Raw genomic sequence first — 26,602 nt, 5'->3', positions numbered from 1 at the left:
AAGTCCCCTGTTACCGATGGATACTCATGTCCCGTTTTCCATGTCCGAGCGCCACATGCCCCTTTACCGCCTTACTGCTACCGCCTGACTAACTGTTACCGCCTGACCGACTGTTAGCACCTGACCGACTGTTAGCACCTGACGGCTGCACCGCCTTACCGAGCCTTTACTGCTTGACCGCTGCACCGCCTCACCGAGTAGGGCTCCCGATGTCCGTGTCCGGTATCGGCAGCGGGCGCTTCTCGATCGCCGCCGCCATCACCTCCGGGAAGAGGTCGGGCGTACAGGCGAAGGCGGGCGCGCCCAACGCCGCGAGCGCCGCCGCGTGTTCACGGTCGTACGCGGGAGTCCCCTCGTCGGACAGCGCGAGCAACGTCACGAACTGCACCCCCGACGCCTTCATCGCCGCGACCCTCTTCAGCATCTCGTTCCGGATGCCCCCTTCGTAGAGATCGCTGATGAGCACGACCACGGTGTCCGCGGGGCGCGTTATCTGCGACTGGCAGTACGCGAGCGCCCTGTTGATGTCCGTGCCACCGCCGAGCTGCGTGCCGAAGAGGACATCGACCGGGTCGTCGAGCTGGTCGGTGAGGTCGACGACGGCCGTGTCGAAGACGACGAGCCTGGTGTTGATGGACCGCATCGAGGACAGCACCGCGCCGAACACGGACGCGTAGACGACGGACGCCGCCATCGAGCCCGACTGGTCGATGCAGAGGACGACCTCCTTCTTCACCGACTGCGACGCGCGTCCGTAGCCGATGAGCCGCTCGGGCACGATCGTCCGGTACTCGGGAAGGTAGTGCTTGAGATTGGCCGCGATCGTGCGGTTCCAGTCGATGTCGTGGTGGCGCGGCCGGTTGATACGGGCACTGCGGTCGAGGGCGCCGGTGAGCGTGGCCCTGGTCCGCGTCGCGAGCCGCTTCTCCAGGTCCTCGACCACTTTGCGTACGACGGCCCGTGCCGTCTCCTTGGTCGTCTCGGGCATGGCCTTGTTCAGCGACAGCAAGGTGCCGACCAGGTGGACGTCGGCCTCCACCGCCTCCAGCATCTCCGGCTCCAGCAGCAGCGTGGACAGGCCGAGCCGGTCGATCGCGTCCCGCTGCATGACCTGGACGACGGAGGACGGAAAGTACGTCCGGATGTCCCCCAGCCACCGGGCGACGGACGGCGCTGACGCCCCGAGCCCCGCCGAACGCTCCCTCCCTGCCCGCGCCTTGCCCCCCTTCCCGTACAGGGCACTGAGCGCCCCGTCCATCGCGGCATCCCGCCCGGCGAGGGAACACCCGGTACCGTCCGCCTCCTCCCCACCGAGCACGAGCCGCCAGCGCCGCAACCGTTCGTCGAGGGCGTCGGCCCGGTCGGTGGCGTCGGGGTGATCGGTCAGGACCGCGTGTTCGGTCGGGACAGCACGTTCGGTCGGGACAGCACGTTCGGTCGGGACAGCACCTTCGGCCGCGTCGGCCCGGTCAGTCGCTCCCGTGCTCATCGGATCACCCCCACAAGGTCGTTGTCTTCGGCGTCGGCGTCGGCGTCGGCGCTGGCTGTGGCGCCGGCACGGTCGGCGCCCTCGGTTCCGTCCAGCCCCAGCAGCAGGCGCACCACGGGCAGTACGGCATCCGCGCGTTCGGGGTCGATGTCGGGGGCGAAGCCGGGTATCCCGGAGGCGGTCGCCGCGACGCTCCTCCCGCCTGTTGCCGGTCCGCGCCGGATCAGTTCGCCGAGGGTGCGGCGCACGCCGGGCTCGTACGCCGAGAAGGTGCGTCGCAGCAACGGCAGCACATCGGTGAACGCGTCTCCCGGCACCCCGGTCAGCCACGCGTCGACCAGCCCGAGCAGCCGCTCGTCGTGCACGAGCAGCATCCCGCCCCCGGAGCCCCCGCCGACGAACCCCTCGATCCAGGCCGCCGCGTCCCCCGGCGCCGTACCCGGCGACAACACGAGCCCCATGAGCCGCGCGGCCTCGTCCTGCGCCAACTCCCCGTCGTCCAGCAGCAACCGGACGGCCCGCCCCCGTATGACGCCAGGAATCATGTCCCGAGCGCAGAGCGTACGCAGCACGGTGTGCCAACGGGCGCGTATGCCGGAACGAGGGCCGGCGTCGGGCCCGGAGCCGCTCCCGGCGCAAGTCCCGGGAACCGACTCGGCGCCGGCCCCGGGCCCGGACGCGACGTCAGCCCCGGAACCAGACGCGGCGTCAGTCCCGTGATCACCTTTAGCGCCAACCCTGGGCCCAGTACCCTCCCCGGAGCCCGGCACAGCGTCGCCCCCGGAGCCCGACTCAGCGCCGTCCCCGCAGCCTGGCCCAGCAACACGCCCCAGGGCAGTCCCCGACGCAGCCCCAGGACGCGACCCCGAGTCGGCCCCCGCGGAGTCCTCCGCTTCCCCCTCCCCCAGCAGCCCCACCGCCCCATGAACCGCATCGACGTGTCCCCGCATCTCCTCCGCGGCCTCCGCGTCCAGCGCGGCGCAGGCCGGGGGCAGGCCGACGAAGACACGCTCGGCGAGACCCGCGGCGACCTCGGCCAGCGCGTGCGTGCCCGTGCCTCGTACGTCGCCGTAGCGCAGGGAGCGGACCAGAGCGGGCAGGGCCTGGGCGAGGTGACCGACGTCGGTGTCCAGGGCGGCGCGGTCGGCGAGGATCCGCATCACCACCGGGAGGGCGTCCGGGAGCTCGGCGAGAAGGCAGCGTTCGGCGAGTGCGGTGACGTCGGCCAGGGCACGCGCACCGACCGCGTCCGCCTCGGTCTTCGCGGTCGCGGCGGCCGGCACGGTCGTGCCCCACACCCCGGCCTCGGCGACCCGCACCGCCAGCTCCGGCTCCCAGCGCAGCCGCCAGGTCTCCCGGAACGTACCGGTGCTGCCGCGCGACGTGACCGCCTCGCCCCACTCGATGCCGAGGAGCCGCAGCCGGTGCAGGAGCCTGCTGCGCTCGGCGTCGTTCTCCTTGCGCAGGTCGAGCTCCAGCTCCCGCTCCAACGCCTCCGGTTTGAGCCGCAGCCGTCGCTGGATCCGGGCGAGGTCGCGCTGCAGAGGCACCGCGGGCGCCGACGCGGGCACCTCGCCCAGCACGTCACCGACGACGAGCCGGTCGCGCACGAGCGCGAGCGGCACGTCCGAGCCCTCGCACATCACGGCCCGTACGGCATCGGTGGTCTCGGTCAGGCCCGGCAACGGCCGGCCCCGCATCGCGGCGAGCGTGTCGGCGAGCCTTACCGCCTCGATGACATGCGCGGACGAGACGAGCCGGTCCTCGTCCCGCAGGAGCCCGGCCACCTTCGTCATCCAGCGCTCGATCGGACGGTCGGCGGCGCTGAACAAGTGCCCGTACCAGCCCGGCGAGTCGATCCCCGCGCCATAGCCGCTCATCCGCGAGAGCCGCCGGTGCGTCCAGGGCACCCACGTCATGTCGGCCTTCGCCTTGGGCAGTCCCTTGAGCAGCGCCCGGTCGGCGGCGACGGTCGTCTTCTGCCGCAGCGCGGGCACGTGCCAGGCTCCGCACACCACGGCCACGTCGTCCCCGAACTCCCGCTGTGCCGAGCGCACCTGGAGCCGCATATACGCCTCCCGCACGAGATCCCGCTCGTGTCCCCCGGTCCCGTACACCTCCCGCAGCGCCCCCATCGCCTCGCCCAGCACCTCGAACGGCCCGAACGCGTCCCCGCTCCGCGCCCCCCGGTGCTCGATCACGTCCTCCCACCAACGCTCGGGGTCGTCGTATCCGGCGGTCTCGGCGAGCACGGCGAGCGGGTCGATGCGGATTGCCTCCTCGGACGCGGCCGGGAATCCGCCCGGCTGTCCCTCCTCCGCCGCATGCCCCTCCCCCTGGCCCTCCGCTTCTTCCTCCTCCCGTCCCCACGCCAACGTGTGCGTGGCCGGAAGGTCGATGAAGCGGGCCGGCACCTCGTGCTCCAGGGCCCACCGGATGGCCACCCACTCCGGTGAGAACTCGGCCAGCGGCCAGAACGCCGACCGCCCCGGCTCGTCCACGACGTGCGCGAGGAGCGCGACGGGCGGCCGCATCTCCTCGTCGGCGGCCAACGCGATCAGCGCGTCGGCCTCCGGCGGCCCCTCGACGAGCACCACGCGGGGACGCGCCGCCTGGAGGGCGGCCCGCACGGCCCGCGCCGAGCCGGGCCCGTGGTGCCGCACCCCGAGCAGCAGCGGCCCTGCCATCCGGTTCACCTCCCCCACCCCATAGGTCTCCGTGGCCCCATCGCGGTCGTTCACGCGCTCACCTCCCGGCAGGCCCGGTAGAAGTCCTTCCAGCCGTCGCGTTCGCGGACGACCGCCTCCAGGTACTCCTGCCAGATGACGCGGTCGGCCGCCGGGTCGCGGACGACGGCGCCGAGGATGCCCGCGGCGACGTCGCCCGCGCGCAGGACGCCGTCCCCGAAGTGGGCGGCCAGGGCGAGCCCGTTGGTGACGACGGAGATCGCCTCCGCCGTGGAGAGCGTGCCGCTGGGCGACTTCAGCTTCGTACGGCCGTCGGCGGTGATTCCGTCGCGCAACTCGCGGAAGACGGTGACGACGCGGCGGATCTCGTCCATACCGTCGGGCGCGGCGGGCAGGTCGAGGGAACGGCCGATCTGGTCGACCCGGCGCGAGACGATGTCGACCTCGGCGTCGGCGCTCTCCGGCAGCGGCAGGACCACCGTGTTGAAACGGCGGCGCAGGGCGCTGGACAGGTCGTTCACCCCGCGGTCGCGGTCGTTGGCGGTCGCGATCAGGTTGAAGCCCCGTACGGCCTGTACCTCCGACCCCAGCTCCGGTATCGGCAGGGTCTTTTCCGACAGGATCGTGATGAGCGTGTCCTGCACGTCGGCGGGGATGCGGGTCAGCTCCTCGACACGGGCCGTCATGCCGTCTGCCATGGCGCGCATGACGGGGCTCGGGACGAGGGCGTCGCGGCTCGGCCCGTGCGCGAGCAGCTGCGCGTAGTTCCAGCCGTACCGGATCGCCTCCTCCGGTGTGCCGGCCGTGCCCTGCACGAGCAGGGTCGAGTCGCCGCTGACCGCCGCGGCCAGGTGCTCGGACACCCATGTCTTCGCCGTGCCGGGCACGCCGAGCAGGAGCAGTGCTCGGTCGGTGGCGAGGGTGGTGACGGCGACCTCGACGATGCGCCGGGGCCCCACGTACTTCGGTGTGATCACCGTGCCGTCCGGCAGTGAGCCGCCGAGCAGGTAGGTCGCGACGGCCCACGGCGACATCCGCCAGCGGGCCGGACGCGGGCGGTCGTCCTGGGCGGCCAGCGCCGCCAGCTCGGCGGCGAACGCGTCCTCGGCGTGCGGCCGCAACTCCTCGCCTGCTTCTCGCGCGGACGCCTGCGCGGGCATGCCCGCGGACGGACCCACGCCCGCGTCCCCGTTCGCGGGCGTGGGCTGGTGCTGGCTCGGGTCGACGGACGTCTGGTCGACGGACACGGACATGGAGCGGTCCCCCTTGCGGCTTGGCCGGTTCGGATCTGGTTCCACCGTGCACTACGCCACTGACAATCGGCTCTGACCTGCGCAAACGATCTCGCAGCGGTCGATTGTCAGTGGTGGGATCTACCTTCGATGACATGACTCAGCAGGGGGTGCGCTGGACTGCGGATCAGGTGCTGGCACTGGCGCCTGACGCCGCGTCGCGCAAAGCGGGAAGCAAACTCGGCGCGGCCGGGCCGTGGTCGGAGGCGGGCAGTACTGACGAGGGGACGGTGTGGGGACTGTGCAGGGGCAGTGGCAGCAAGCCGTATCAGACGGTCATCGACATCGCGGACTCCACCGGGCCCGCGTACAAGTGCAGTTGTCCGAGTCGCAAGTTCCCGTGCAAGCACGCGCTGGGGCTGCTGCTGCTCTGGGCGGGCGGGGAAGGCACGGTGCCGCGGGGGCAGGCGCCGGACTGGGCGGGAGAGTGGATAGAGGGGAGAAGGCGGCAGGCGGAGGAGAAGCGGACGGCGGGTGCGGCGTCCGGAGCGTCGTCGTCGGGTGATCCGGAGGCGGCGCGGCGCAGGGCGGAGCGGCGGGCCGAGCGGATCACCGCGGGGGCGGCGGAGCTGGAGCAGCGGCTGACCGATCTGCTGCGGGGCGGACTGGCCACGGCGGAGCAGGCGGGGTACGGGCTGTGGGAGGAGACGGCGGCCCGGATGGTCGACGCGCAGGCACCGGGACTGGCCGCGCGCGTACGGGAGTTGGGGGCGATCCCGGCGTCCGGTCCCGGCTGGCCGGTGCGGCTGCTGGAGGAGTGCGCGCTGCTCCACCTCCTCGACCAGGGCTGGCTGCGCCGCGAGCGGCTGCCGGACGGCCTGGCCGCGACGGTCCGTTCGCGGATCGGGCTGCCCGGTTCGGCGGACGGCCCGCCAGTGCGCGACCATTGGCTGGTCCTCGCCCAGTACGACACGACGGACAGCCACCTCACGACCCGTCGCATCTGGTTGTACGGGGCGGAGTCGGACCGCACCGTCCAGCTGCTGTCGTACGGGGCGGCCGGCCGCGCACCCGAACTGGCGCTGCCCGTCGGGCTGTCCCTCGACGCGGAAGTGTCCGTGTATCCGGGCGGCCGGCTACGGGTCGCGCTGGGCGAGCAGTTCACGCCTCCGGCGCCCGCGACGCTCCGTCCGCCGGGGGTGAGCGTGGCCGAGGCGGCGGCCCGGTACGGCGAAGCCCTCCGGGACGACCCCTGGCTGGACTCCCACCCGGTGACGCTCGGCCGCGTCATACCGACCCCGGACGGCGACGACTGGCAACTGGTGGACTCGGGCGGCGACTTGGCGCTCCCCCTCAGCCCCGCCGCCCAGTCACGCTCCGGCCTGTGGCGCCTGGTCGCCCTCTCCGGCGGCACACCGGTCACGGTCTTCGGAGAGTACGGCCACCGCGGCTTCACTCCTCTCACTGCGTGGCCGGAGGGCCCGGGAGAGCCGGTGCCCTTGTGCTGACGACGCCACCCTCCGGCCCCCTCAGTTCCTGCGATCTCTCCATTTCCATCTCCACCTCACGGAAGGGACTCTCATGAACGGGACCCCTGCTCCCCCGCACGTGTCCGATCCCGCGGATCTGTCCGGCGGGAGCCGCTGGGAGGCACTCGTGACCGCGGCGTTGCTCGGCACCGCGCGGCGTACGCCGCCGGGCATGGCGGCCGGGCGGGAGGCGCCGGGTGCGTTGCTGGACGCGGCGGCCGTGGAGACCGTACGGCGGCGGGCCGGGATGCGGCCGGGGCGGGCGGCCGCGCGGGTGGAGCCGGCGGCGGGGGATCCCCGTCCGGCGTTGCCGCCGGCGGCCGCGCGCAGGCTGGCGATGCTGCTCGCCGACCGTCCCGGAACAGGTGGCGGCCGCAGAGGGGCGGCGCCCGACCTCATGGAGCTGCTGCCGCAGTGGCTCACCACGGCGAACAGACGCGGGTTCGCGGCGCCCCCGGAAGTGCTGCCCGCCCTCCTGGACGCGGCCCGGGGGCGTACGGACCTGCGCCCTGCGGCGCTGGCGTTCGCGGGCCCGCGCGCACTGTGGCTGGCGCGGCTGAACCCGGACTGGCGGTTCGCGCTGCGTTCGACGCCGGGCGGAGGGGCAGCCCTGCCAGGACCCGAAGAACCAGGACGTATACAGATCTTGTGGCAGGAGGGGCTGTTCGCCGAGCGGGTCGCCCTCCTCTCGGCGATCCGCGCGCGGGATGCGGCGGCCGCGCGGGAGCTGCTCGCCACGACATGGGCGACGGAGCGGGCCGAGGACCGCCTCATGTTCCTCGATTCGTTGCGGACGGGGCTGTGCGCGACGGACGAGCCGTTCCTGGAGCGTGCGCTGGCCGACCGGAGCCGGAACGTGCGGGCCACGGCGGCGGAGTTGCTGTCCGCGCTGCCCGGTTCCGCGCTCGCCGGGCGGATGGCCGAGCGCGCCGGGTCCTGCGTGGCCGTCGACCATACGCACGGCACACCGACCATCGCGGTCGAGGCGCCGCACGCGTGCGATCCGGGCATGGAGCGGGACGGAGTGGCGCCCAATGCTCCGGCAGGCCGGGGAGAACGGTCATGGTGGCTGGGCCAGCTGGTGGAAGCGGCACCGCTCGGCACGTGGTCGCTACGGCTCGGGGGACGTACGCCGGAGGAGATCGTGGCGTTGCCCGTGGCGGACGACTGGCAGAGCGAGCTGCATGCCGCGTGGTGCCGGGCGGCGGTGCGACAGCGTGATCCTTCCTGGTCCAGAGCTCTGCTGGGCTCTCCCGCGGCGCCGGAGGCCGGAGGGCCGGGGGCGGTTTCGCTGGCCGAACGGGCGAAGCTGCTCGGCACATTGGCGCACGCGGAGCGGGCCGAGTGGGTGGCGGGGTTCATCGCTGTGCACGGGCTGTCCGAGGCGTTTCAGCTGCTCGGGGTGTGCGCGGTGCCTTGGGCGGGGCCTTTGGGGCGGGCCGTGGTGGACGCCCTCAACATCGCGCGGGACGCGGGGAGTTATCCATGGAGTTTCAGCGGAGTCATGGGACTGGCCGAACGCTGCCTGGACCCTTCGGAGGCCGTCCGCCTCGAGCCCCTCGCAGCCATCCCGGACGAGCCCGAGAACGCGGCACCCGGCGCCGGAGGCTACTGGGCCGAGTCCTTCCAGCGCCTGCTCACCACCCTGCGCCTGCGCGCAACCATGCAGAGGGAACTCACGGAGACGTGAGCGCCGGGTGCCAAGCGCCCTCAGGAGCAGAGCTCAACAGCGAGGTGGGGCGGAGGCGGCAGGGTGAGCTGGATCTGTGTGTACTGCGTCACGGTCAAGCCCCACCCACCCAGGGACGCGGGCCTGTGACAGGTGCGGGCTCCGGCGCGTGGGCGCACTCAGCCCACGACACCCCGCAGCCTCACACACCACCGCCCCCACCCGCCCAGGGACGCGAGGCTGCGACACGCACGACTCCGGCGCGGGGCGCACTCGGCCCAAAACAACCCGAGGTTCACAAACCAAACCAAGCCGCTACCCACCCAGGGGCGCGGGGAACTGCGCGACCAGCCCCACAACCCGCACGCACTCACACCGCCCGAGCCCCAGGACCCCGCCCAACCGGCGGAGCCCTACGCTCCGGCAGGCTGCCTGACGTTGGCCCGCACCCAGTCCACGATGGATGCCGTCGTCGCCCCAGGCGTGAAGATCGCGGCGACACCCTTCTCCTTCAGAGGCGGGATGTCCGCCTCCGGGATGATGCCGCCCCCGAAAACCTTGATGTCGGCCGCGTCGCGCTCCTCGAGGAGTTCGATCACGGCGGCGAAGAGCGTGTTGTGGGCGCCGGAGAGGATGGACAGCCCGATCGCGTCGGCGTCCTCCTGGATCGCGGTGTCCACAATCTGCTCGGGCGTCTGGTGAAGGCCGGTGTAGATGACCTCCATCCCCGCGTCCCGCAGCGCCCGCGCGATCACCTTCGCCCCGCGATCATGACCGTCGAGCCCCGGCTTGGCCACCACCACGCGGATCGGACCGGTTGCCACACCCATCACTGCCTCCATGAACCGACTACACCGATCTGCAGAGATCTGCACCGACCATCGACCGTCAACGGTCACAGCGACTGTCTCCGTCACCGTCGATCGTCGCCCATCGACCTGTACCGACTGATAGCACTCGACGGCCAAGACGGCGACTCGCCGCCACCGCACCCACGTCAGGTATGCCCCAGTGGCACAGCCACCTCTCACTTCCCCGGCCGGGGAAGTGAACGAACGTTATCGCCAGCATCCCGCAACCGGCAGTTTCACGGTGCGGACCGAGGGGGAAATCACACAGTGGGACAAGTTCGCCGCGCACCGATCCCACACCCTGCGACACATGGGTCGCAGACGGGACGGGCGCAGGGGAACCGCCACGAGGTCGCCGCACCTCCGCGCCGTCAGCCGCGCGGCGAGGGTGGTGCGGCGCATCAGCGATCGCACGACGACGGGTACTCTCGTCGCTCCACCGGCGTCACACACGCCGCACGTGCCGCGTCGCCCTCCTCGCCCGCGGCTCCCCACGAGGGCACACGGGGGACAGAGCCGTCCTCCCGTGCGCCGACGGGAGGTCGGCCATGAAGGTCACCAGGGCAGTACTGCCCCTCATTCCACTCTGTGAGCGCCTGCTCCCGCTCCCCAGCAGACTGGCCGGACTCTCACTGACGCTCCTGAAGGCGACCGCCCTGGAGATCGCGATCCTCGCGGGCCATCTCCTCCTCTACCCCTCAGGCATCACCTCGGAGCGCCGCCCGACACCGATCGCGCCGCGGATCCCGACCGACGTGGAGGACACCGGCACGGACGACACCCCCGACGCCGCCCGGCTCCCCACTCCCGCCAAGCCCCCGGTCATCCTCCTGCACGGCTTCATAGACAACCGCTCGGTGTTCGTACTGCTGCGCCGCTCCCTGGCCCAGCACGGCAGGCAGCAGATCGAGTCACTCAACTACTCACCGTTGACGTGTGACATACGGACCGCTGCCGAGCTGCTCGGCCGGCACATAGAGGAGATCTGCGAGCGCACCGGGCACCAGGAGGTGGACATCGTCGGGCACAGCCTCGGTGGACTGATCGCGCGGTACTACGTGCAGCGCCTGGGCGGTGACGTCCGCGTCCGGACGCTCGTCACGCTGGGCACGCCGCACTCGGGCACCCGGGTGATGCCGCTGCTGAACGCACATCCGATCGTCCGCCAGATGCGTCCCGACTCCACCGTGATCGAGGAGCTGTGCCAGCCGGCCCCGCACTGCCGGACGCGGTTCGTGAGCTTCTGGAGCGATCTCGACCAGTTGATGGACCCGCTGGAGACGGCCTGCGTCGACCATCCGGACCTGCTCGCGCAGAACGTGCGGGTGAGCGGAGTCGGGCACCTCGCCCTGCCCGTGCACCCGGCCGTCGCGACCGGCATACGACAGGCGCTCGACGCCGAGGAGACGGGAGCCCGCGCCGCCACCCAGACCGGCACCGGCGGCCTGACAGTGGCGTAACCGGAGGTCGCGTAACGGGAAGCCGCATAGGCGGAGGCACCTAACCGGAAGCCGCGCAACCGGAGCGGCGTCCAGGGAAGCGGCTTGGCCGGAAGGCCTACCGGAACCGACGTCACCGACTCCGAACTCTCCCGATTACTCGAACATTCATCGAACGCCAGGCCAAAGCTGTGCCCGCACTCCGCCGAAAGGCGGCCGAATGCCCGTTTCCTGCGAAGGGGAAACCTGCCGAAGATTGTCGCGCCCTCATACCGCCGGGTACAGTCACCGCACTGCTCTGCCAGCCCCTGTCGTCGAGGCGAAAGAGAAGTTGGTGAACGACCGTCACCCGTCGGGGACCGTAACTCCCCCGGCTCCGGCTCCCGAGGCCGCCTCGGCGCACTACGCGTCCCATGGCCAACAGGGGGTCCAGTACGGCGACTTCACCACGTACGACGGCTACTCCGCCAACGGTTTCGGCGAGGGTGCCACCGGCACGTACGACACGACGGGCACGGGCAGTTACGGCACGACGGGCGCCTACGCGACGACGCACTTCGACACTGACCCCCTCTTCGGCGATCTCCCCGGCAACGGACACGGAAGCGGAAGCAACGGCGGTGGCGGCGGAACGGGTTCGTACGACGCCACGTTGGGGGAACCTCCCAGCGGTAACTGGGGGAGTTCGACCGGCAGTCATCAGACGCTGAACTACGACCCGTACGCGGCCCAGCACCACGCGGCGTACGAGACCGGTAGCTATGACACGAGCGGCGTCTGGCCGGACGCCGGTTACCAGTATCTCGGTCAGATTCCGGCGCAGGCCGGAAGCCCCGACGCCACCACCGGCCAGTGGGACGCGAACGCCTGGCATCAGGCCGATACGGTCGACGGGACACAGCAGTGGACCGCGCCGGCCTTCGACACGGGCGCGCACGACGCTACGGCGTGGAACTCGGACGGCGGCGACCAGACCCACCACGCCCAGGTACATGAGCAGGCGCCGGGCCACGGGCAGGATCAGGGGCACGGGCACGATCACGCGCAGACCGAGCATCAGGCCACGCACGAGTCGTATGACCAGCATCAGTCCTACGACCAGCACGAGTCGTACGAGCAGCACGAGTCGTACGAGCAGCAGGCCACCGCCATCTTCGAGCAGGTCGGCTACGACGAACAGGCCTCCGTGGAGGGTGAGTTCACCCCCTCCGACGGCATCGACAACGTGGGCACCGGTCATCGCGCCGGTGCCCACGGTCATGACGAGCCCTCGCTCCTCGAAGACGTCGAGGAGATCAATCCCGTCGCCGCACCTGCCTCCCGCTCGGCGGGCCGCGCGGCCAACCGTTCCGCCTCTCGTTCCCGCCGTCGCCCTCCGCCCAAGCGTTCCGCGCTGCTGACGGTCGCCGTGCCCTCGGCGTGTGTGATGGGCGTGGCCGGGATCGCCGCCGCGACGGTGACCGGCGGGAGCGGGGACGACATCAGGGAGACGACGGCTTCCGCGCCCGACGCGACCGCGGTGAAGCCGTCGGCGGTGAACAACAAGCTGGACACCCAGCTCGAGAACCTCTCCGCGGACGCGGTCGACTTCGCCGACCGGGCCAGCCGGACCCAGGAACGTATCGACTTGAAGGCCCAGCAGGTCGCCGAGAAGCGGAAGGCTGCGGAGGAGGCGGCCCGCAAGGAGCGGCTGCGTCCGAAGTTCGCGCTGCCGGTCGCGCAGAAGGGGCTCAGCGCCTACTACGGACAGGCCGGCATCAACTGGATGTCCGTGCACACCGGCATCGACTTCCCCGTCTCGTACGGCACGACGGTGATGGCCGCGACCGACGGGACCGTCCGCACGCAGTGGAACAGCGCGTACGGCAACATGGTCATCGTGACCGCCAAGGACGGCACGGAGACCTGGTACTGCCACCTCGCCAGCTACAAGGTCTCCTCCGGCGCCGTTGTGAAGGCCGGGGACCCGATCGCTTTCTCCGGCAACTCCGGCAACTCCACGGGTCCGCACCTCCACTTCGAGGTACGCCCGGGCGGCGGCTCGGCGATCGACCCGCTCCCGTGGCTGCGGAGCCACGGCTTGGACCCGACTTAAGCGAACCCTCTGCTGGTTAAGCGAACCCTCTGCTGGAGCTGGAGTATCTGAGGGTCCGCCCCCAGACCCCCGTATCGGCCAGAACGGTGGCTGGTTCTACCCAGCTCGTCCTACAGCTTCTCCACCGGCGCGTACCGCAGCAGCAACCGCTTCGGCTTCTCCTCACCGAAGTCGACAGTCGCCTCCGCGTTCGCCCCCGTGCCCTTCACTCCGACCACCGTGCCCAGGCCGAACTGGTCGTGGGTGACCCGGTCCCCCACCGCCAGCGCCACCACCGGCTTCTCGGTCGCGCCGCCGCGGCGCGTCGCGAAGCCGGAGGCACCCGAGGCCGCCGAGCGCGAGCGGGAGGAGGACAGGGAGGCCGCCACACCGGCGGCGGGACCGGAGGACACCGGCCCCATGGACCCCGTCCGCTTCCACTCCAGATGCGTGTCCGGGATCTCCTCAAGGAAGCGGGACGGCGGGTTGTACGAGGGCTGGCCCCAGGCACTGCGCATCGAGGACCGCGTCAGATACAGCCGCTCACGCGCGCGCGTGATGCCGACGTACGCGAGCCGCCGCTCCTCCTCCAGCTCCTTGGTCTGGCCGAGTGCGCGCATGTGCGGGAAGACGCCGTCCTCCATGCCGGTCAGGAACACCACGGGGAACTCGAGGCCCTTGGCGGTGTGGAGGGTCATCAGCGTTATGACGCCGGACCCGTCCTCGTCCTCGTCCGGGATCTGGTCGGAGTCGGCGACGAGCGCGACCCGCTCCAGGAAGGCGGAGAGCCCGCCCGCCGCCTCGCCCTCACCGGCCTCCTGCTCGAACTCCAGGGCCACGGCGGCGAGTTCCTGGAGGTTCTCGATGCGGGTCTCGTCCTGCGGGTCGGTCGAGGCCTGCAACTCGGCCAGGTAGCCGGTGCGTTCGAGGATCGCCTCCAGAACGGTCGCCGGGCCGGCGCCCGACTCGACGACGGTCCGCAGATCCTCCATCAGCGTGTTGAACCGCTTGACGGCGTTGGTCGAGCGGGCCGCCATGCCGTACGCCTCGTCGACGCGGCGCAGCGCCTGCGGGAAGCTGATCTTCTCGCGCTGGGAGAGCGCGTCGATCATCGCCTCGGCGCGGTCGCCGATTCCTCGCTTGGGCACGTTCAGGATGCGGCGCAGCGGTACGGAGTCCTCGGGGTTCGCGAGCACGCGAAGGTACGCCAGGACGTCCCGGACTTCCTTGCGCTCGTAGAAGCGGACGCCGCCGACGACCTTGTAGGGCAGGCCGACGCGGATGAAGACCTCTTCGAAGACACGGGACTGCGCGTTCGTCCGGTAGAAGACGGCGACGTCGCCCGCCTTGGCCTCGCCCGCGTCCGTGAGCCGGTCGATCTCGTCGGCGATGAACTGGGCCTCGTCGTGCTCCGTGTCGGCCACGTAGCCGGTGATCTGGGAGCCGGCGCCCGCGTTGGTCCACAGGTTCTTGGGGCGGCGGCTCTCGTTACGCTCGATGACCGCGTTGGCGGCGGTGAGGATCGTCTGGGTGGAACGGTAGTTCTGCTCCAGGAGGATCGTCTTCGCGTCCGGGTAGTCCTCCTCGAACTGGAGGATGTTGCGGATGGTCGCGCCGCGGAACGCGTAGATGGACTGGTCGGCGTCGCCCACGACGCACAGCTCGCCCGGGTCCTGGTCCTCGCCGGAGGGGCCCACCAGCTCCCGTACGAGCGCGTACTGGGCGTGGTTCGTGTCCTGGTACTCGTCGACCAGTACGTGGCGGAAGCGGCGGCGGTAGTGCTCGGCGACGTCCGGGAAGGCACGGAACAGGTTGACCGTCGTCATGATCAGGTCGTCGAAGTCGAGCGCGTTCGCCTCGCGCAGCCGTGACTGGTACATCGCGTAGGCCTGGGCGAGGGTCTTCTCGAAGCCGTCGGCGGCCTGGCCCGCGAAGTCCTCCTCGTCGATCAGCTCGTTCTTCAGGTTCGAGATCTTGGCGCTGAACGACTTGGGCGGGAAGCGCTTGGGGTCGAGGTCCAGATCACGGCAGACCAAGGCCATGAGGCGCTTGCTGTCGGCGGCGTCGTAGATCGAGAACGACGACGTGAAGCCGAGCTTCTTCGACTCTCTGCGCAGGATGCGGACGCACGCACTGTGGAAGGTCATCACCCACATCGCGTTGGCGCGCGGGCCGACGAGGTGCTCGACGCGCTCCTTCATCTCGCCCGCGGCCTTGTTCGTGAAGGTGATCGCGAGGATCTCGCCCGGGTGCACCTTGCGCTCGCCCAGCAGATGGGCGATCCGATGCGTGAGCACACGGGTCTTACCGGAGCCGGCGCCGGCCACGATGAGCAGGGGCGAGCCGTGGTGCACGACCGCCGCACGCTGGTTCTCGTTCAGCCCGTCAAGGAGCGCGGCCGGGTCCACGGCGGGCCGGTGGGCGCCGTCGCGGTAGTACCCGTCCCTGCTCGGCGGCACGTCGAAGCGGCCGCCGAACAGGTCGTCCGGAACCGGCTCCGGCGCCTCGTCCTCGGGCGGCGGCGGGGGCTCTTCCTCGTGGGCCCGAGAGGGCTTGAGGTCCGCCAGGAAGCTGTCATCAAAGAGGCTGCTCATCGCTCTCCGAGTCTAGGCGCCCCCACTGACACCCCGCCGCCACCCTGGAAACTCGACGGAATTCGCACTCGGCCACCAGAAGATGGCTGCCGGCAGCCAAGACCTCCATCATCCGAGCCCTGAACCCGAGCCTGAACTCGAGCCCTCAGAACCCGAGGATCTTCCAGAGCCGGCCGCCAGGCGTCTTCTTGCCCTCCATCACCGTGCCGTTACGGTCCGCGATGGACCAGGCCGAGACGTACACCTTCCCGTCGTACGGATCCACGGCCACGCCGCCCGGGAACGGTGCCTTCACGCTCGTGCGCTTGCCGCCGTCGTGCGCGACCTTGACCACACGGCCGGCGAAGAGCTCGCTGACGTACAGGTCACCCTTGCCGTTGACGGCGATCCCGGTGATCGACCCGAAACCGCCCTTCCAGCCGAGGATCTTCCCGGTGCGGGGATCGACACGCCAGACGCGGCCGGTCGGCTTCGCGGCGGAGCCGTTTGTGGAGCTCGCAGAACTCTCAGAAGCCGCGGAACTCGCGGTCGCGGAACTCGCGGGGGCGACTCCCGCCGTGACGGCGAGGGCGACCCCGGTGGCCGAGGCGAGGAAGAGTCGCCCTGTACGCACTTTGTGTGCCCTGCGTTCCACGTGCGCCCTGCGTGCCGCATTCGCCCTGTATGCCATCTGTGCCCCCTGTCGTCCGCGGTCGGCGCCGGCCGTCCCGGGCCGGGCCGTCCCGGGCCGGCGCCGACCCTAGTGGCCGGAAGCGGGCGGACTCCGTAACTCCGAACAACTCACCACAAATCATTCCGGATTGACCCCGGAGAGCGATGTGCGAGGCTAAGGTCACGAAAACGTATCGGGCATATCGAACATCAAACTTCACAAGAGCCACACGAATTGGCTAACTTGCGGAGTAGGCCGCCCGACCCCCACCGGCGAACATCGCCGGGCCGAGCGGCCTCCGCCGAATCCGGTACGCCCTCGTGGCCGACGGAACCGGGGACCCACCGACCTTGGGGTGAATCGGTCCAACTCCCGTCCGGGAGGAGGACCGTAGGGCAAACCTTCCGAAGCACTCGCCCGAACCCGACAGCTAACTCGGTAGGCGGATGACGGAAGGAGTCGCCTTCGTGGCGCCACACCGCAAGACGCGGCCGCCCAGTCCCATGGGCATGAGGACCCCGGCTCTCGCCACCGCGGCCCTCACCTCCGTGGCTCTCCTCTCCCAGACGGCGAACGCCTCGCCGGCCGCGGAGCCCAAGCCGAGCCTGGAGGAAGTCCAGAAGAAGGTCGACGACCTCTACCAGAAGGCTGAGACGGCGACCGAGAAGTACAACGGAGCCAAGGAGAAGACCACCAAGCAGCGCAAGCGCGTGGACACCCTCCTGGACGACGTGGCCCAGCGCACGGAGAAGCTCAACGAGGCGCGCGAGGAACTCGGTACGTTCGCCGCCGCGCAGTACCGCACGGGAGCCTCCGCCCCCGACACCGCTTCCCTCCTCCTCGCGGACAACCCGCAGGACTACTTCGACCAGACCCAGCTGATGAGTCGGCTGACCAGCCGCCAGAAGCAGGCCGTCGACGACTACGTGACGCAGCAGGCCGCTACGACGGAGAAGCGGCAGGAGGCGTCCGAGAGCCTCCAGGCGCTCACCACGACGCAGAGCACGCTCAAGACGTCCAAGGCGGACGTCCAGCGGAAGCTCGCCGAGGCGCGCGAACTGCTTTCGAAGCTGACCGTCGAGGAGAAGGCACGGCTCGCGGCGATCGAGCGCGAGAAGCAGGAGGAGGCGCAGCGCAAGGCTGCGGAGTTGGCGCGGCAGCAGGCGGCCGAGGAGGAGCGGCAACGCCAGGAGGCGGCCGCGCAGGCCCAGCAGGACACGGGAACCTCGACGGGTACGGGGGCGGGGACGTCCACGGGCACGGGGAGCACCTCGGGGACCGACTCCACCTCGTACACCGCCAAGGCCGACAAGGCGCTCGCCTTCGCCCGCGACCAGATCGGCAAGCCGTACGTGTGGGGCGCGAGCGGCCCCGGCTCCTACGACTGCTCGGGCCTCACCCAGGCCGCCTGGAAGGCCGCGGGCGTCACGCTCCCGCGCACCACCTGGGACCAGGTCAACGTCGGCACGACGGTCTCGGTGAACAGCGCACAGCCCGGCGACCTCGTCTTCTTCTACGACGACATCAGCCACGTCGGCATCTACATCGGCGACGGCATGATGATCCACGCGCCGAAGCCGGGGGCGTACGTCCGCGAGGAGTCGATCTACTACATGCCGATCCACAGCGTGGTGCGGCCTGCGTGAGGCGCGCGTGCGTGGAGGGTTTTCTTAAGGCAGTGGAGGGGTTTTCGTAGGGCACAGGTGGCGCACGCGCGCGTACGCCTTCTTAGAGGGGTACGCGCGCGTGCTGCCCGTATCTGCTGCCCGTATCTATCGGCGTACGCGCGAGTGCCTCCCGCATCCATCGGCGTACGCGCGTGTGCTTCCCCCCGTATCCGTGTGCTTTCCGTCTCGCCGATGCCTCCGCTCAGGTCCAGAGCACCGCGATGAAGATGTTCGCGGTGGTCAGTCCGCCCACCACCCCGAACAGCCTCTTCTCCACCTGCTCCTCGTCCCGCTTCACGTACACGAGCCCGAGGATCACTATCAGCAGTGCCAGCTTCACGCCGATCTTGACGTTGTTGACGGTCTGGTCGTCTGCCTGGTTGAGGCCGACCAGGATCGCGCCGGTGACCAGCATGGTCAGCGCGCCGTGGAGCATGGCGGGGCCGAAACGGGCCGTGCCGTCGCCCATCGCCTTCATCTGGGTGAGGAAGCCGCCGAGGAGGGCGGCGATGCCGATGATGTGGAGGGCGACGAAGACATGAATGAGTACGTCCATGAGCCCGGACCCTAACCGGGCGCCCGAATACGGCCCCGCACCGCCCCTGGGCCCGTGGGCCCCGGTGGCCCGGCGGTCCGGCGGTCCGGCGGTCCGGCGGTCCGGCGGTCCGGTAGCGCCCATAGCACCGCCGGGCTCCCCGCTCCCCCACAACCCCCGCATCGGTCACTCCACCACGCCAAGTCGGCGGCGCCAGATCTGGATCACGGTCGCATACGGTCATCTCGCGCCCGAGTCCCACCACTTCCGTACTTGCCGTTACCCCGGTCGCGCTCCCAGGTTTAGCGTCCTTCACCAGGTGACCGGCTCCCCACCGCCGCCCGGGCCAGGGGCGGCCGTCGGACACCACCGCCGAGGAAGGTCCGGCGGCGGCCCGCTCCCCCTGTGCGGGCCGCCGCCGGACGCGTACCCGACCCATCGAGGACCGCCGCCGGGGACGTACCAACGCCTCGACGACCGTACGGAAGTCCCCTTCGGGCTTCAGGAAAGGACGTGGGCCCACGTGGCAGCGCACCGCAAGCCGAGACAGCGCTCAGGCGGCGGAAATACGGCCCGCACAGCCTTCACGGTCGCGCTCGCCGGCGCGGCGAGCGCGACCGGTTTCGACGGGACCGGGCACGCGGAGCCGGAGCTGACGTCGGCTCAGGTCAAGGCGAAGATCGACAAGTTGTACCAGGAGGCGGAGGTCGCCACCGAGAAGTACAACGGGGCGAAGGAGAAGGCCACGAAGGCAGAGGGCCGGCTGAGCACCCTGCGGGACGAGGCCGCGCGCAAGACGGAAAGGCTCAACTCCGAGCGGGACGCACTCGGTTCGCTGGCCACCGCGCAGTACCGGGACGGCGGGATCGACCCCGCGCTGCGGCTCATGCTCTCCTCGGATCCCAACCAGTACCTGGACGGGGCCGCGTTCGCCGAGCGGGCCGACAGCCGACAGGCCTCGACGGTGTCGCGCGTACGTGGGCAGCTCCGCGAGATCGAGCAGTTGCGCGGGGCCGCGCATGTCGAACTGGCCTCCCTCAAGGCGCAACAGGCGCAGCTGAAGCGGCACAAGAAGACGGTCACCGGGAAGCTGGGCGAGGCGCGGCAGCTACTGTCCCGGCTGCCGGACGAGGAGCGGGCGCGGATCGGTGCGGACGACGCGCACACCGCGGACGCCGCGCGTGCCTCACGCTCCACTTCCGTCCCGCGTGACCTGGGTTCGGGTCCGGGCGGCTCCTCCGCCGACGCTCCCAACTCCCGTGCCGGGGCGGCGATCGCGTACGCATACGAGAAGCTCGGCAGCCCGTACGTGTGGGGCGCCACCGGCCCCGACGCCTTCGACTGCTCGGGGCTGATGCAGGCCGCGTACCGCTCCGCGGGGATCTCGCTGCCCCGCACGACGTACTCGCAGATCAATGCGGGACAGCGCGTCTCGCGGTCCGAAATCCGGCCCGGTGACCTGGTGTTCTTCTACTCGGGCATCAGCCATGTGGGGCTGTATGTGGGCAACGGGCAGATGATCCACGCCCCCAATCCGTCGGCGCCGGTGCGGTTGGCACCGATCGACGAGATGCCGTTCGCGGGGGCTACGCGCGTGGCGTGAACGGGGTGGTGAAGGTTCCGTCGCCCTTCTCAGCTCACCTCGCGTAGATGCCCCGCGTCAGCGCGGCACCGGCGAGGTCGGTGTCGGTGTCGGTGAAGTTCCCCAGGCTCCCGCCACCTCCGTCTTCACCTGCACCTCCGCCTTCACCTTGGCCTTCTCCTTCTCCGAACGTGGTCGATGGCTTCACCCGCACCACATTCATCACCATGATCGGTCCGCACGGGACGACGCCCTGGCCGCGGGCATCATGACGCCCACGGACCGGGCCCGCGGCGTCGCGCACCTGCACTACCCGGCGGCCGAGGACGGTACGTTCCACTACACGTTCTCCAAGGCGGTGGCCGTAAATCCCAACTGAACGCTGCAGCCTGAACCGACCGCTTGAACGGGCCCGACCGAACGCGCCCGACCGCGCCCCGCCGACACCACGCGGCCGCCCGGACCGTGACCAGCTACCAGTCAGCAGTCAGCAGTCAGACCAGTCGCCTCGCCGTCGCCCACCGTGTCAGCTCGTGCCGGTTCGACAGCTGCAACTTCCGCAGCACCGCCGAGACATGGGACTCGACCGTCTTGACGGAGATGAAGAGCTGCTTGGCGATCTCCTTGTATGCATACCCCCGGGCGATGAGTCGCAGCACCTCGCGCTCGCGCTGGGTGAGGCGGTCCAGGTCCTCGTCCACCGGCGGGGCATCCGTCGAGGCGAAGGCGTCGAGGACGAATCCGGCCAGGCGGGGAGAGAAGACTGCGTCGCCGTCCTGGACGCGGAAGACCGAGTCCACGAGGTCCGTACCGGTGATCGTCTTGGTCACGTACCCCCGGGCGCCGCCCCGGATCACGCCGATGACGTCCTCGGCGGCGTCCGACACGGACAGCGCCAGGAACCGTACGGGCTGCTCGGCGTCGGCCATCAACGGGGCGCAGCGGCGCAGGACTTCGACCCCGCCGCCGCCCGGAAGATGCACGTCGAGGAGGACGACCTCAGGCCGTGTCGCCGTGATGACCGTGACCGCCTGGTCGACGTCCGCGGCTTCGCCGACCACCTCGACACCGGTCCGCTCTGTCTGCCCGATCTCCGCCTGAACCCCCGTACGGAACATGCGGTGGTCGTCGACGAGGACCACCCGCACATGCCGCCCGGGCCCGGCGCCCGCCGGATCGCTCGTGCCCGCCGGGTCGTTGTTCGCGCCAGCCGGATCGTTGATCGTGCCCGCCGGGTCGTTGGACGCGGCGGCCTGCGACGGCGCGTCGGCTCCGGCCGGACCGGTCGGCGTGGCGGGGCCGTTGGCCGCGCCCGCCGCCATCGCGCCCGCGCCGGTCGCGCCGCCGCTCGGCTCGACCGCCCCGGTCGGCTCGTTCGCGTCGCTCATGTCTCCGCCCTCTCCATCTCCAGCTCGACCTCCGTGCCGCCGTCCGGCACTGCGCGCAGCCGGGCCGTACCGCCGTTGCGCTCCATGCGGCCGATGATCGATTCTCTGACGCCCATGCGGTCGGCGGGTATCGAATCCAGGTCGAACCCAGGACCACGGTCCCGGACCGACACGAAGACGGTTCTCCCCTCGACCTCGGCGTAGACCTGCACCGCGCCGCCCTCGCCACCGTACTTGGCCGCGTTCACCATCGCTTCCCTCGCGGCCTGCATCTGCGCTCCGATTCTGTCGTCGAGCGGGCAGTCGCCGACGACGACGACCTCGATGGGGACGCCGTGCTTGTCCTCGACCTCCGCCGCGCTGCGCCGGACCGCCTCGGCCAGGGTGTCGGGCTCGTCCGCTTCGTCCTTGCCGGTGCCCTCCGGTTTGTAGAGCCAGTTGCGCAGGTCGCGCTCCTGGGCGCGGGCGAGGCGTCTTACCTCGCTCGCGTTCTCCGCGTTGCGCTGTATCAGGGTCAGGGTGTGCAGCACCGAGTCGTGGACGTGCGCGGCGACCTCCGCCCGCTCCTGAGCGCGGATACGCATCAGGCGCTCCTCGGAGAGGTCCTGGGTCATGCGGACGAGATAGGGGCCGGCGAGCAGCGCTATGCCGACGAGGACCGCCAACGCGGCCTGGAGGACCGAGCCGAGGTGGGCGGCGGAACCCTGCAGGACGAATATCCCGGAGACGCCAGCGGTGACGAGCAGGACGCCGGCCGCGGAACGGAGCAGCGTGAGCGTGCGCCGGCGGCGGCCCACCTCCATCCAGCGGGCCCGCCGCGCGTTGTCCGCCTGGCGCCAGACCAGGGCGACGCCCGCGCCGACGAGGACGGTGGGCCAGAGATAGGCCTTGGCCCCGCCGCTCAGGTTCACACTGCCGACGAAGACCATGGCCATCACGACCATGGCGAGGAGCGCGACGATCTGGCCCTTGTCGGGCTTGCGGGCGACGAGTCTGCGCCGGCCGTCGGGGGCGGTCTCGGTGGCCAGGGCCGGGGGCCGCTCGGCGTCCACGCCGCCGACGCCGAGCGGGACGAAGAACCAGAACGCCGCGTACAACAACGCACCCAGTCCCTCGGCCATGAACAGACCGACGAAGACCAGCCGCACCCAGATCACGGGCAGCCCGAGGTGCCCGGCGAGCCCCCGCGCCACACCACCGAACCAGCGTCCGTCACTGCTGCGGTAGAGCTTGCGCGGCGGCCGCGGGTCCTCGACGGTCAGAGTTGCGGCTTCCGGCATGCCATCGATATTCACACGTCGGCCGTGCCCGGGCATCAGGGTCGACCCCCGAGACTCCCCTGATCTTCGAAGCCGTGGCGCTTCGCGGATCCAGGCCCTGGCCGGCGGAGGCCAGCGGAGGAGGCCGAGGGGGAGACCAGCGGAGGAGGCCGCCGGCCCCATCGCCGCAGAACCGACCCCGCCGGCAACCCCGCAGAACCGGCTGATGCCCCGCTATCTCGCGACACCGACCTGATCCGCCGGACAGCCGTGACAGCCGCCGAACAGCCGTGCCATCCGCCGGTCAGCTGGTCCCCTCATCCCCCTTTTCCCCCTTCGCCTCCGCCCTGCACCTCAACCTCCACCGAGCCCCCTCCCTCCCCCTCCACGCACCTCGGGGTCGATTTCAGGGTTCGGCCAGGGTCGTTCCGACTCCCAACGGGCCGTCGCGCCCGTCACCATGGACACATGACAGATCAGCAGCACGCCGCGACGGGTCCGGGACCCGGTTCGGGCCCTGGCCGGGGCGGCAGCCCGGGCGCGGGGGCCGGGCCGCAGGACGCCGTGCCTGCCGCGGACGCCCCGGCCGCCGCGGGTGAGGAGCCGCGCGCGCCCGGGGAGCCACGCGCCCACGGAGATCCGGTCACGCCAGGAGATACGGGTGTGCCCGAGGTCCCGCGCAAGTTCCGACGCGACCGGCGACACAAGATGCTGGGCGGTGTGTGCGCGGGGCTCGGGCGGCAGTGCGACATGGACCCGGTGATCTTCCGGATCGTGCTCGCGGTGCTCTCGGCGACCGGCGGCATCGGCCTGATCTTCTACGGCTTCGCCTGGCTCTTCGTCGCGTACGACGACGAGGAGGAGAACGAGGTGCGCAAGCTCCTCACCGGCCGCGTGGACGGCCAGGCGCTGACGGGCGTGCTGTTCGCGCTGGTCGGCTGCGGGGTGTTCCTCTCCATGCTGAGCAACAGCGGCGTGCTCACCTTCGCGGCGACGCTCGCCCTGCTCCTCGCGGGCGCCGGCTACTGGTCGCGGAACCGCGGCACCCCCGATCCCGACCCGCTCGCCGCACAGGCTGTGGCCGACGCGCCGCCGGAGGCACAGGCACCACCCGTCCCTGTCGCCTTCCCGTCCTGGTGGCGTGAGCCCATCGTCAAGGACGGCACGTATGTGGGCGGCACGGGCTATCTGTGGGGCCCCAAGGACGCACGGGACCGCGACATCGCGGCGGCCGTCACCATCGCGCACGGCGGCGCCCTCGGAAGGGACATACGCACACGAGAGCCCAAGCAGCCCGGCCCCCGCTGGATCGGCGGCTGGGTGTTCCTGCTCGCAATGCTGGCGGGCACGCTCGGCACGAGCCTGACCTGGGAAGACCGCGCGCTGGGCACCAGCCTGCAGACCGGCCTGTCATGCGCGCTCGCCGTGTTCGGCATAGGTATCGCGGTCAGCGCGTTCCGGGGGCGTACGGGAGCGGGGTCGATCTTCCTCGCGATCATCACGGCGGGGCTGCTGGCAGGGTCGGCGGCGCTACCGAAGGACATCAGTACGCACTGGACGCGTACGGAGTGGACACCTTCCACGGTGGCCGCCGTACAGGGGCAGTACGACCTCGGCACCGGTGTCGGGACGCTCGACCTCACCCGGATCGACCTGTCCAAGGGCCAGACCGTGACGACGAACGCCGAGGTGGGCATGGGCAAGCTCGAGGTCGTGGTGCCCAAGGACGCGACCGTGAGGCTGGACGTGGAAGTGGGCGTGGGCGACATCCAGTTGCCGGGCGACGGCAAGCAGGACGTGGACGTGGCCCCCGGCAAGAGCAAGCAGCTGACGCTCACGCCCACGGGCGACACCAAGACCGGCGGAACGCTCGACCTCACCCTCCAAGTCGGCATCGGACAAGCGGAGGTGACCCGTGCCACGTCATGAATTCCAGCCCGGCCGACTCATCGCGGGCCTCTTCCTCACCCTCACGGGCATCGTCTACTTCGGCGACGCGGGCGGCGCCTGGGACACCCCGTGGTTCGTAGTGATCCCCCTGGTCGCAGGAGGCCTGTGCCTGGCAGCCGCGGCAGGCACCCTGACCCTTGGAATACGTCGCCACCGCCGAGCCATCCCCGCCCGAGAGGACACCCACACCCCCTAGGGCCTCCCGGCCCCGACCGACCACGCGTTCGCCGACCAGGAACTGTCCCTGAACTCTCGCCACTCAGACCCCATTGTCAGTGGCGGCCCCTACCGTGGGGCCATGACCTTGACCCTGAGCTTCTTGAGGGCGACGCCATGACCCTCCTGAGCCACGAGCGCCACTGCGCCGAGATCGTCAGGCAGACCAACCTGCTGAGGTCCTGCACAGCCGACGCGGACCTGATGGCCCCCGTCCCCTCGTGCCCCGGCTGGAACGTGGGCCAGTTGCTGCGCCACCTCGGCGGCGGCCACCGCTGGGCCGAGAAGACCGTACGGACCCGCGCGACGCATCCACTCCCCGACGACCACTTCCGTGTCCTCTCCGCCTACACCCACGAGGACGCCGCTCTGCTCGGCCCCTGGCTCACCGAGGGAGCCGAGAAACTGGCCGAAGCACTGCGCGCCGCCGGCCCCGACGCCGCGGTATGGACGCCGGTCCCAGAGCAAACGGCCAGGTTCTACGCTCGCCGTTTCGCACACGAGGCCCTCATCCACCGGGCCGACGCCACCCTGGCCATGGACAGGGACTTCATCGTCGCCGAGGACTTCACCGTCGACGAGGACCTCGCCCTCGACGCAATGGACGAGTGGATGGAACTCGGCTCAGTGCCGCAGCTCTTCGACGTCCACCCGGAGAAACGCGACCTCCTCGGTCCGGGCCACACGCTCCACTTCCACGCGACCGACACCGCCCCGGAGGCGGCGGCGGAATGGCTCGTAGACCTCACCGGCGACACGATCGAGTGGCGCCGCACGCACGAGAAGGCCGCCGTAGCGGTACGCGGGCCCCTGAGCGAACTCCTGCTCCTCGTCTACAGACGACGCCCCGCCCAGAGCAAGCACATCGAGATTCTCGGGGACGCGGAGCTGCTCGACTTCTGGCTGGAGCGGGTCGGCTTCGGGTGACCGACCAGCACCGACGCACCGACAAGTGCTGACTCCCGCCGACTGGTGCTGACTACCGCCGACTAGTAGGCACCCAGCCGGGGCCTCCGCCGCGCCCGCAGCATCGCGTCCACGGAGAACACCGACGCGCCGGCCAGCACGAGGGGCAGCCAAGCCATCAGGTAGGGGAGGTCATTGCCGTAGTAGTACGGATCCGACGCCCAGCTCACCGTCAGCCAGAGGCTGAGGGAGATGAGAGCCCCGCCGAGCGCGGCAATACGAGCGAAGAGGCCGATCAGCGTGCCGATACCAACGGCGAGCTCCCCGAAGGCGATGGCATAGCCGAAGCCGACGGGATTCTTGAGGGAAAGATCCACCAGGGCCGGAATGGCCGATGAGTCACGCACCGTACGCATCAGGTCGCCGACCGACCCCGACCCGGCATCGGACATGAACGCGCTGTCAGTGAGCTTGTCGAGCCCCGCATAGATAAAGGTGACGCCGAGGAAGACCCGCAGCGGAAGCAACGCGTACCGGGTGGCGGTATCCCGCCAGTCCCGACCGCCGTCGTCCGTGTACCCCGAGTGCGAGTCCATCCGCATGCCGTGAGCCATCGCCCTCCGCCGCCTCTCGCCCGCCGAACGGTTTACCCCTCAACAGACGATACGTACGACCGCAAGCTCCCGCTCACCCCCGAACCGACAAATTTCCACCGCGCCCACCGGAACGTCCGCTTTTGAGCCCTACTGGGGGGGTGCCTCCGGCTGCAGCCGAGATCTGCCGGTCGGTTGGGCCGTTTGCGCGGTTCCCCGAGCCCTTAACGGAGCGCATCAGGCGGGTTCGTGAAGTGCGGGCCGTCGGTGGCTGGGCGCGCAGTTCCCCG

Annotated in this window: 19 protein-coding genes and 1 riboswitch; of the genes, 9 read left to right on the top strand and 10 right to left on the bottom strand. The window is 70.7% G+C overall.

The annotated features are described in order from the left end of the window. Window positions 1–190 precede the first annotated feature (190 nt). From ACTWQR_RS11695 to ACTWQR_RS11685, 3 genes are read right to left on the bottom strand one after another with little or no spacing between them, the layout of a single operon-like run. On the bottom strand, window positions 191–1,489 hold the full coding sequence (locus ACTWQR_RS11695) for a VWA domain-containing protein (protein ID WP_443226917.1): 1,299 nt from the start codon (window positions 1,487–1,489) through the stop codon (window positions 191–193). After that, window positions 1,486–4,176, bottom strand: a complete 2,691-nt coding sequence (locus ACTWQR_RS11690; protein ID WP_443227024.1) for a DUF5682 family protein — start codon at window positions 4,174–4,176, stop codon at window positions 1,486–1,488. The genes ACTWQR_RS11695 and ACTWQR_RS11690 overlap by 4 nt, the downstream gene beginning before the upstream one ends. Before the next feature lie 50 nt (window positions 4,177–4,226). Next, window positions 4,227–5,429: an ATP-binding protein gene (locus ACTWQR_RS11685; RefSeq protein ID WP_443226916.1), complete on the bottom strand. Its 1,203-nt coding sequence runs from the start codon at window positions 5,427–5,429 to the stop codon at window positions 4,227–4,229. Between the two features lie 134 nt (window positions 5,430–5,563). Here ACTWQR_RS11685 and ACTWQR_RS11680 point away from each other — a divergent pair, with 134 nt between their 5' ends. Both ACTWQR_RS11680 and ACTWQR_RS11675 read left to right on the top strand, forming a co-directional pair. After that, entirely contained in the window at window positions 5,564–6,916 is a 1,353-nt protein-coding gene (locus ACTWQR_RS11680; RefSeq protein WP_443226915.1) for an SWIM zinc finger family protein, read from the top strand. Window positions 6,917–6,989: 73 nt separating this feature from the next. Further along, window positions 6,990–8,627: a DUF5691 domain-containing protein gene (locus ACTWQR_RS11675; RefSeq protein WP_443226914.1), complete on the top strand. Its 1,638-nt coding sequence runs from the start codon at window positions 6,990–6,992 to the stop codon at window positions 8,625–8,627. Window positions 8,628–9,019: 392 nt separating this feature from the next. Here ACTWQR_RS11675 and ACTWQR_RS11670 read toward each other — a convergent pair whose 3' ends face one another. After that, complete coding sequence (locus ACTWQR_RS11670; RefSeq protein ID WP_443226913.1) at window positions 9,020–9,436, bottom strand: cobalamin B12-binding domain-containing protein; 417 nt, start codon at window positions 9,434–9,436, stop codon at window positions 9,020–9,022. Window positions 9,437–10,005: 569 nt separating this feature from the next. Between ACTWQR_RS11670 and ACTWQR_RS11665 the strand changes: the two genes are divergently transcribed. Together ACTWQR_RS11665 and ACTWQR_RS11660 are read left to right on the top strand one after the other, a co-directional pair. Next, a complete protein-coding gene (locus tag ACTWQR_RS11665) occupies window positions 10,006–10,917 on the top strand; it encodes an esterase/lipase family protein (protein WP_443226912.1) in 912 nt (303 codons plus the stop codon). A 199-nt stretch (window positions 10,918–11,116) separates the two neighbouring features. Next, window positions 11,117–12,991: a M23 family metallopeptidase gene (locus ACTWQR_RS11660; RefSeq protein ID WP_443226911.1), complete on the top strand. Its 1,875-nt coding sequence runs from the start codon at window positions 11,117–11,119 to the stop codon at window positions 12,989–12,991. 110 nt (window positions 12,992–13,101) lie between these two features. On the opposite strand, the gene pcrA is transcribed toward ACTWQR_RS11660, so the two are convergent. Both pcrA and ACTWQR_RS11650 read right to left on the bottom strand, forming a co-directional pair. Next, window positions 13,102–15,564 carry a DNA helicase PcrA gene (gene pcrA, locus ACTWQR_RS11655; protein WP_443226910.1) on the bottom strand — a complete coding sequence of 821 codons (2,463 nt, stop codon included), beginning with the start codon at window positions 15,562–15,564 and terminating at the stop codon, window positions 13,102–13,104. Window positions 15,565–15,709: 145 nt separating this feature from the next. Continuing rightward, entirely contained in the window at window positions 15,710–16,177 is a 468-nt protein-coding gene (locus ACTWQR_RS11650; protein ID WP_443226909.1) for a hypothetical protein, read from the bottom strand. Window positions 16,178–16,505: 328 nt separating this feature from the next. Continuing rightward, window positions 16,506–16,676, top strand: a riboswitch (cyclic di-AMP (ydaO/yuaA leader). 7 nt (window positions 16,677–16,683) lie between these two features. On the opposite strand from ACTWQR_RS11650, the gene ACTWQR_RS11645 reads away from it, so the two are divergent. Next, on the top strand, window positions 16,684–17,862 hold the full coding sequence (locus tag ACTWQR_RS11645) for an NlpC/P60 family protein (protein WP_443226908.1): 1,179 nt from the start codon (window positions 16,684–16,686) through the stop codon (window positions 17,860–17,862). A gap of 223 nt (window positions 17,863–18,085) precedes the next feature. On the opposite strand, the gene ACTWQR_RS11640 is transcribed toward ACTWQR_RS11645, so the two are convergent. Next, window positions 18,086–18,439, bottom strand: a complete 354-nt coding sequence (locus tag ACTWQR_RS11640; RefSeq protein WP_443226907.1) for a hypothetical protein — start codon at window positions 18,437–18,439, stop codon at window positions 18,086–18,088. A gap of 502 nt (window positions 18,440–18,941) precedes the next feature. Between ACTWQR_RS11640 and ACTWQR_RS11635 the strand changes: the two genes are divergently transcribed. Then, window positions 18,942–20,021, top strand: a complete 1,080-nt coding sequence (locus tag ACTWQR_RS11635; RefSeq protein ID WP_443226906.1) for an NlpC/P60 family protein — start codon at window positions 18,942–18,944, stop codon at window positions 20,019–20,021. Between the two features lie 473 nt (window positions 20,022–20,494). On the opposite strand, the gene ACTWQR_RS11630 is transcribed toward ACTWQR_RS11635, so the two are convergent. Next, on the bottom strand, window positions 20,495–21,223 hold the full coding sequence (locus ACTWQR_RS11630; protein WP_443227023.1) for a LuxR C-terminal-related transcriptional regulator: 729 nt from the start codon (window positions 21,221–21,223) through the stop codon (window positions 20,495–20,497). 161 nt (window positions 21,224–21,384) lie between these two features. Continuing rightward, window positions 21,385–22,704 carry an ATP-binding protein gene (locus ACTWQR_RS11625; RefSeq protein WP_443226905.1) on the bottom strand — a complete coding sequence of 440 codons (1,320 nt, stop codon included), beginning with the start codon at window positions 22,702–22,704 and terminating at the stop codon, window positions 21,385–21,387. A gap of 411 nt (window positions 22,705–23,115) precedes the next feature. Here ACTWQR_RS11625 and ACTWQR_RS11620 point away from each other — a divergent pair, with 411 nt between their 5' ends. The 3 genes from ACTWQR_RS11620 (at window position 23,116) to ACTWQR_RS11610 (ending at window position 25,740) form a co-directional block, all read left to right on the top strand. Beyond that, window positions 23,116–24,576, top strand: coding sequence for a PspC domain-containing protein (locus ACTWQR_RS11620; protein WP_443226904.1), 1,461 nt, complete (start codon window positions 23,116–23,118; stop codon window positions 24,574–24,576). Then, entirely contained in the window at window positions 24,563–24,793 is a 231-nt protein-coding gene (locus tag ACTWQR_RS11615) for a hypothetical protein (protein WP_443226903.1), read from the top strand. The genes ACTWQR_RS11620 and ACTWQR_RS11615 overlap by 14 nt, the downstream gene beginning before the upstream one ends. A 137-nt stretch (window positions 24,794–24,930) precedes the next feature. Beyond that, the gene (locus ACTWQR_RS11610; protein WP_443226902.1) at window positions 24,931–25,740 is read left to right on the top strand and encodes a maleylpyruvate isomerase family mycothiol-dependent enzyme; all 810 of its coding nucleotides are present in this window, start codon (window positions 24,931–24,933) and stop codon (window positions 25,738–25,740) included. Between the two features lie 62 nt (window positions 25,741–25,802). Here ACTWQR_RS11610 and ACTWQR_RS11605 read toward each other — a convergent pair whose 3' ends face one another. Continuing rightward, window positions 25,803–26,333 carry a DoxX family protein gene (locus ACTWQR_RS11605; RefSeq protein WP_443226901.1) on the bottom strand — a complete coding sequence of 177 codons (531 nt, stop codon included), beginning with the start codon at window positions 26,331–26,333 and terminating at the stop codon, window positions 25,803–25,805. Window positions 26,334–26,602 lie beyond the last annotated feature (269 nt).

It is taken from the genome of Streptomyces sp. 2A115, from assembly GCF_052245575.1.
In the GTDB taxonomy this organism is placed as follows: Bacteria; Actinomycetota; Actinomycetes; order Streptomycetales; family Streptomycetaceae; genus Streptomyces.
Note: the sequence above shows the minus strand (reverse complement) of the source record. Positions and strands in the feature narration are given on the sequence as shown.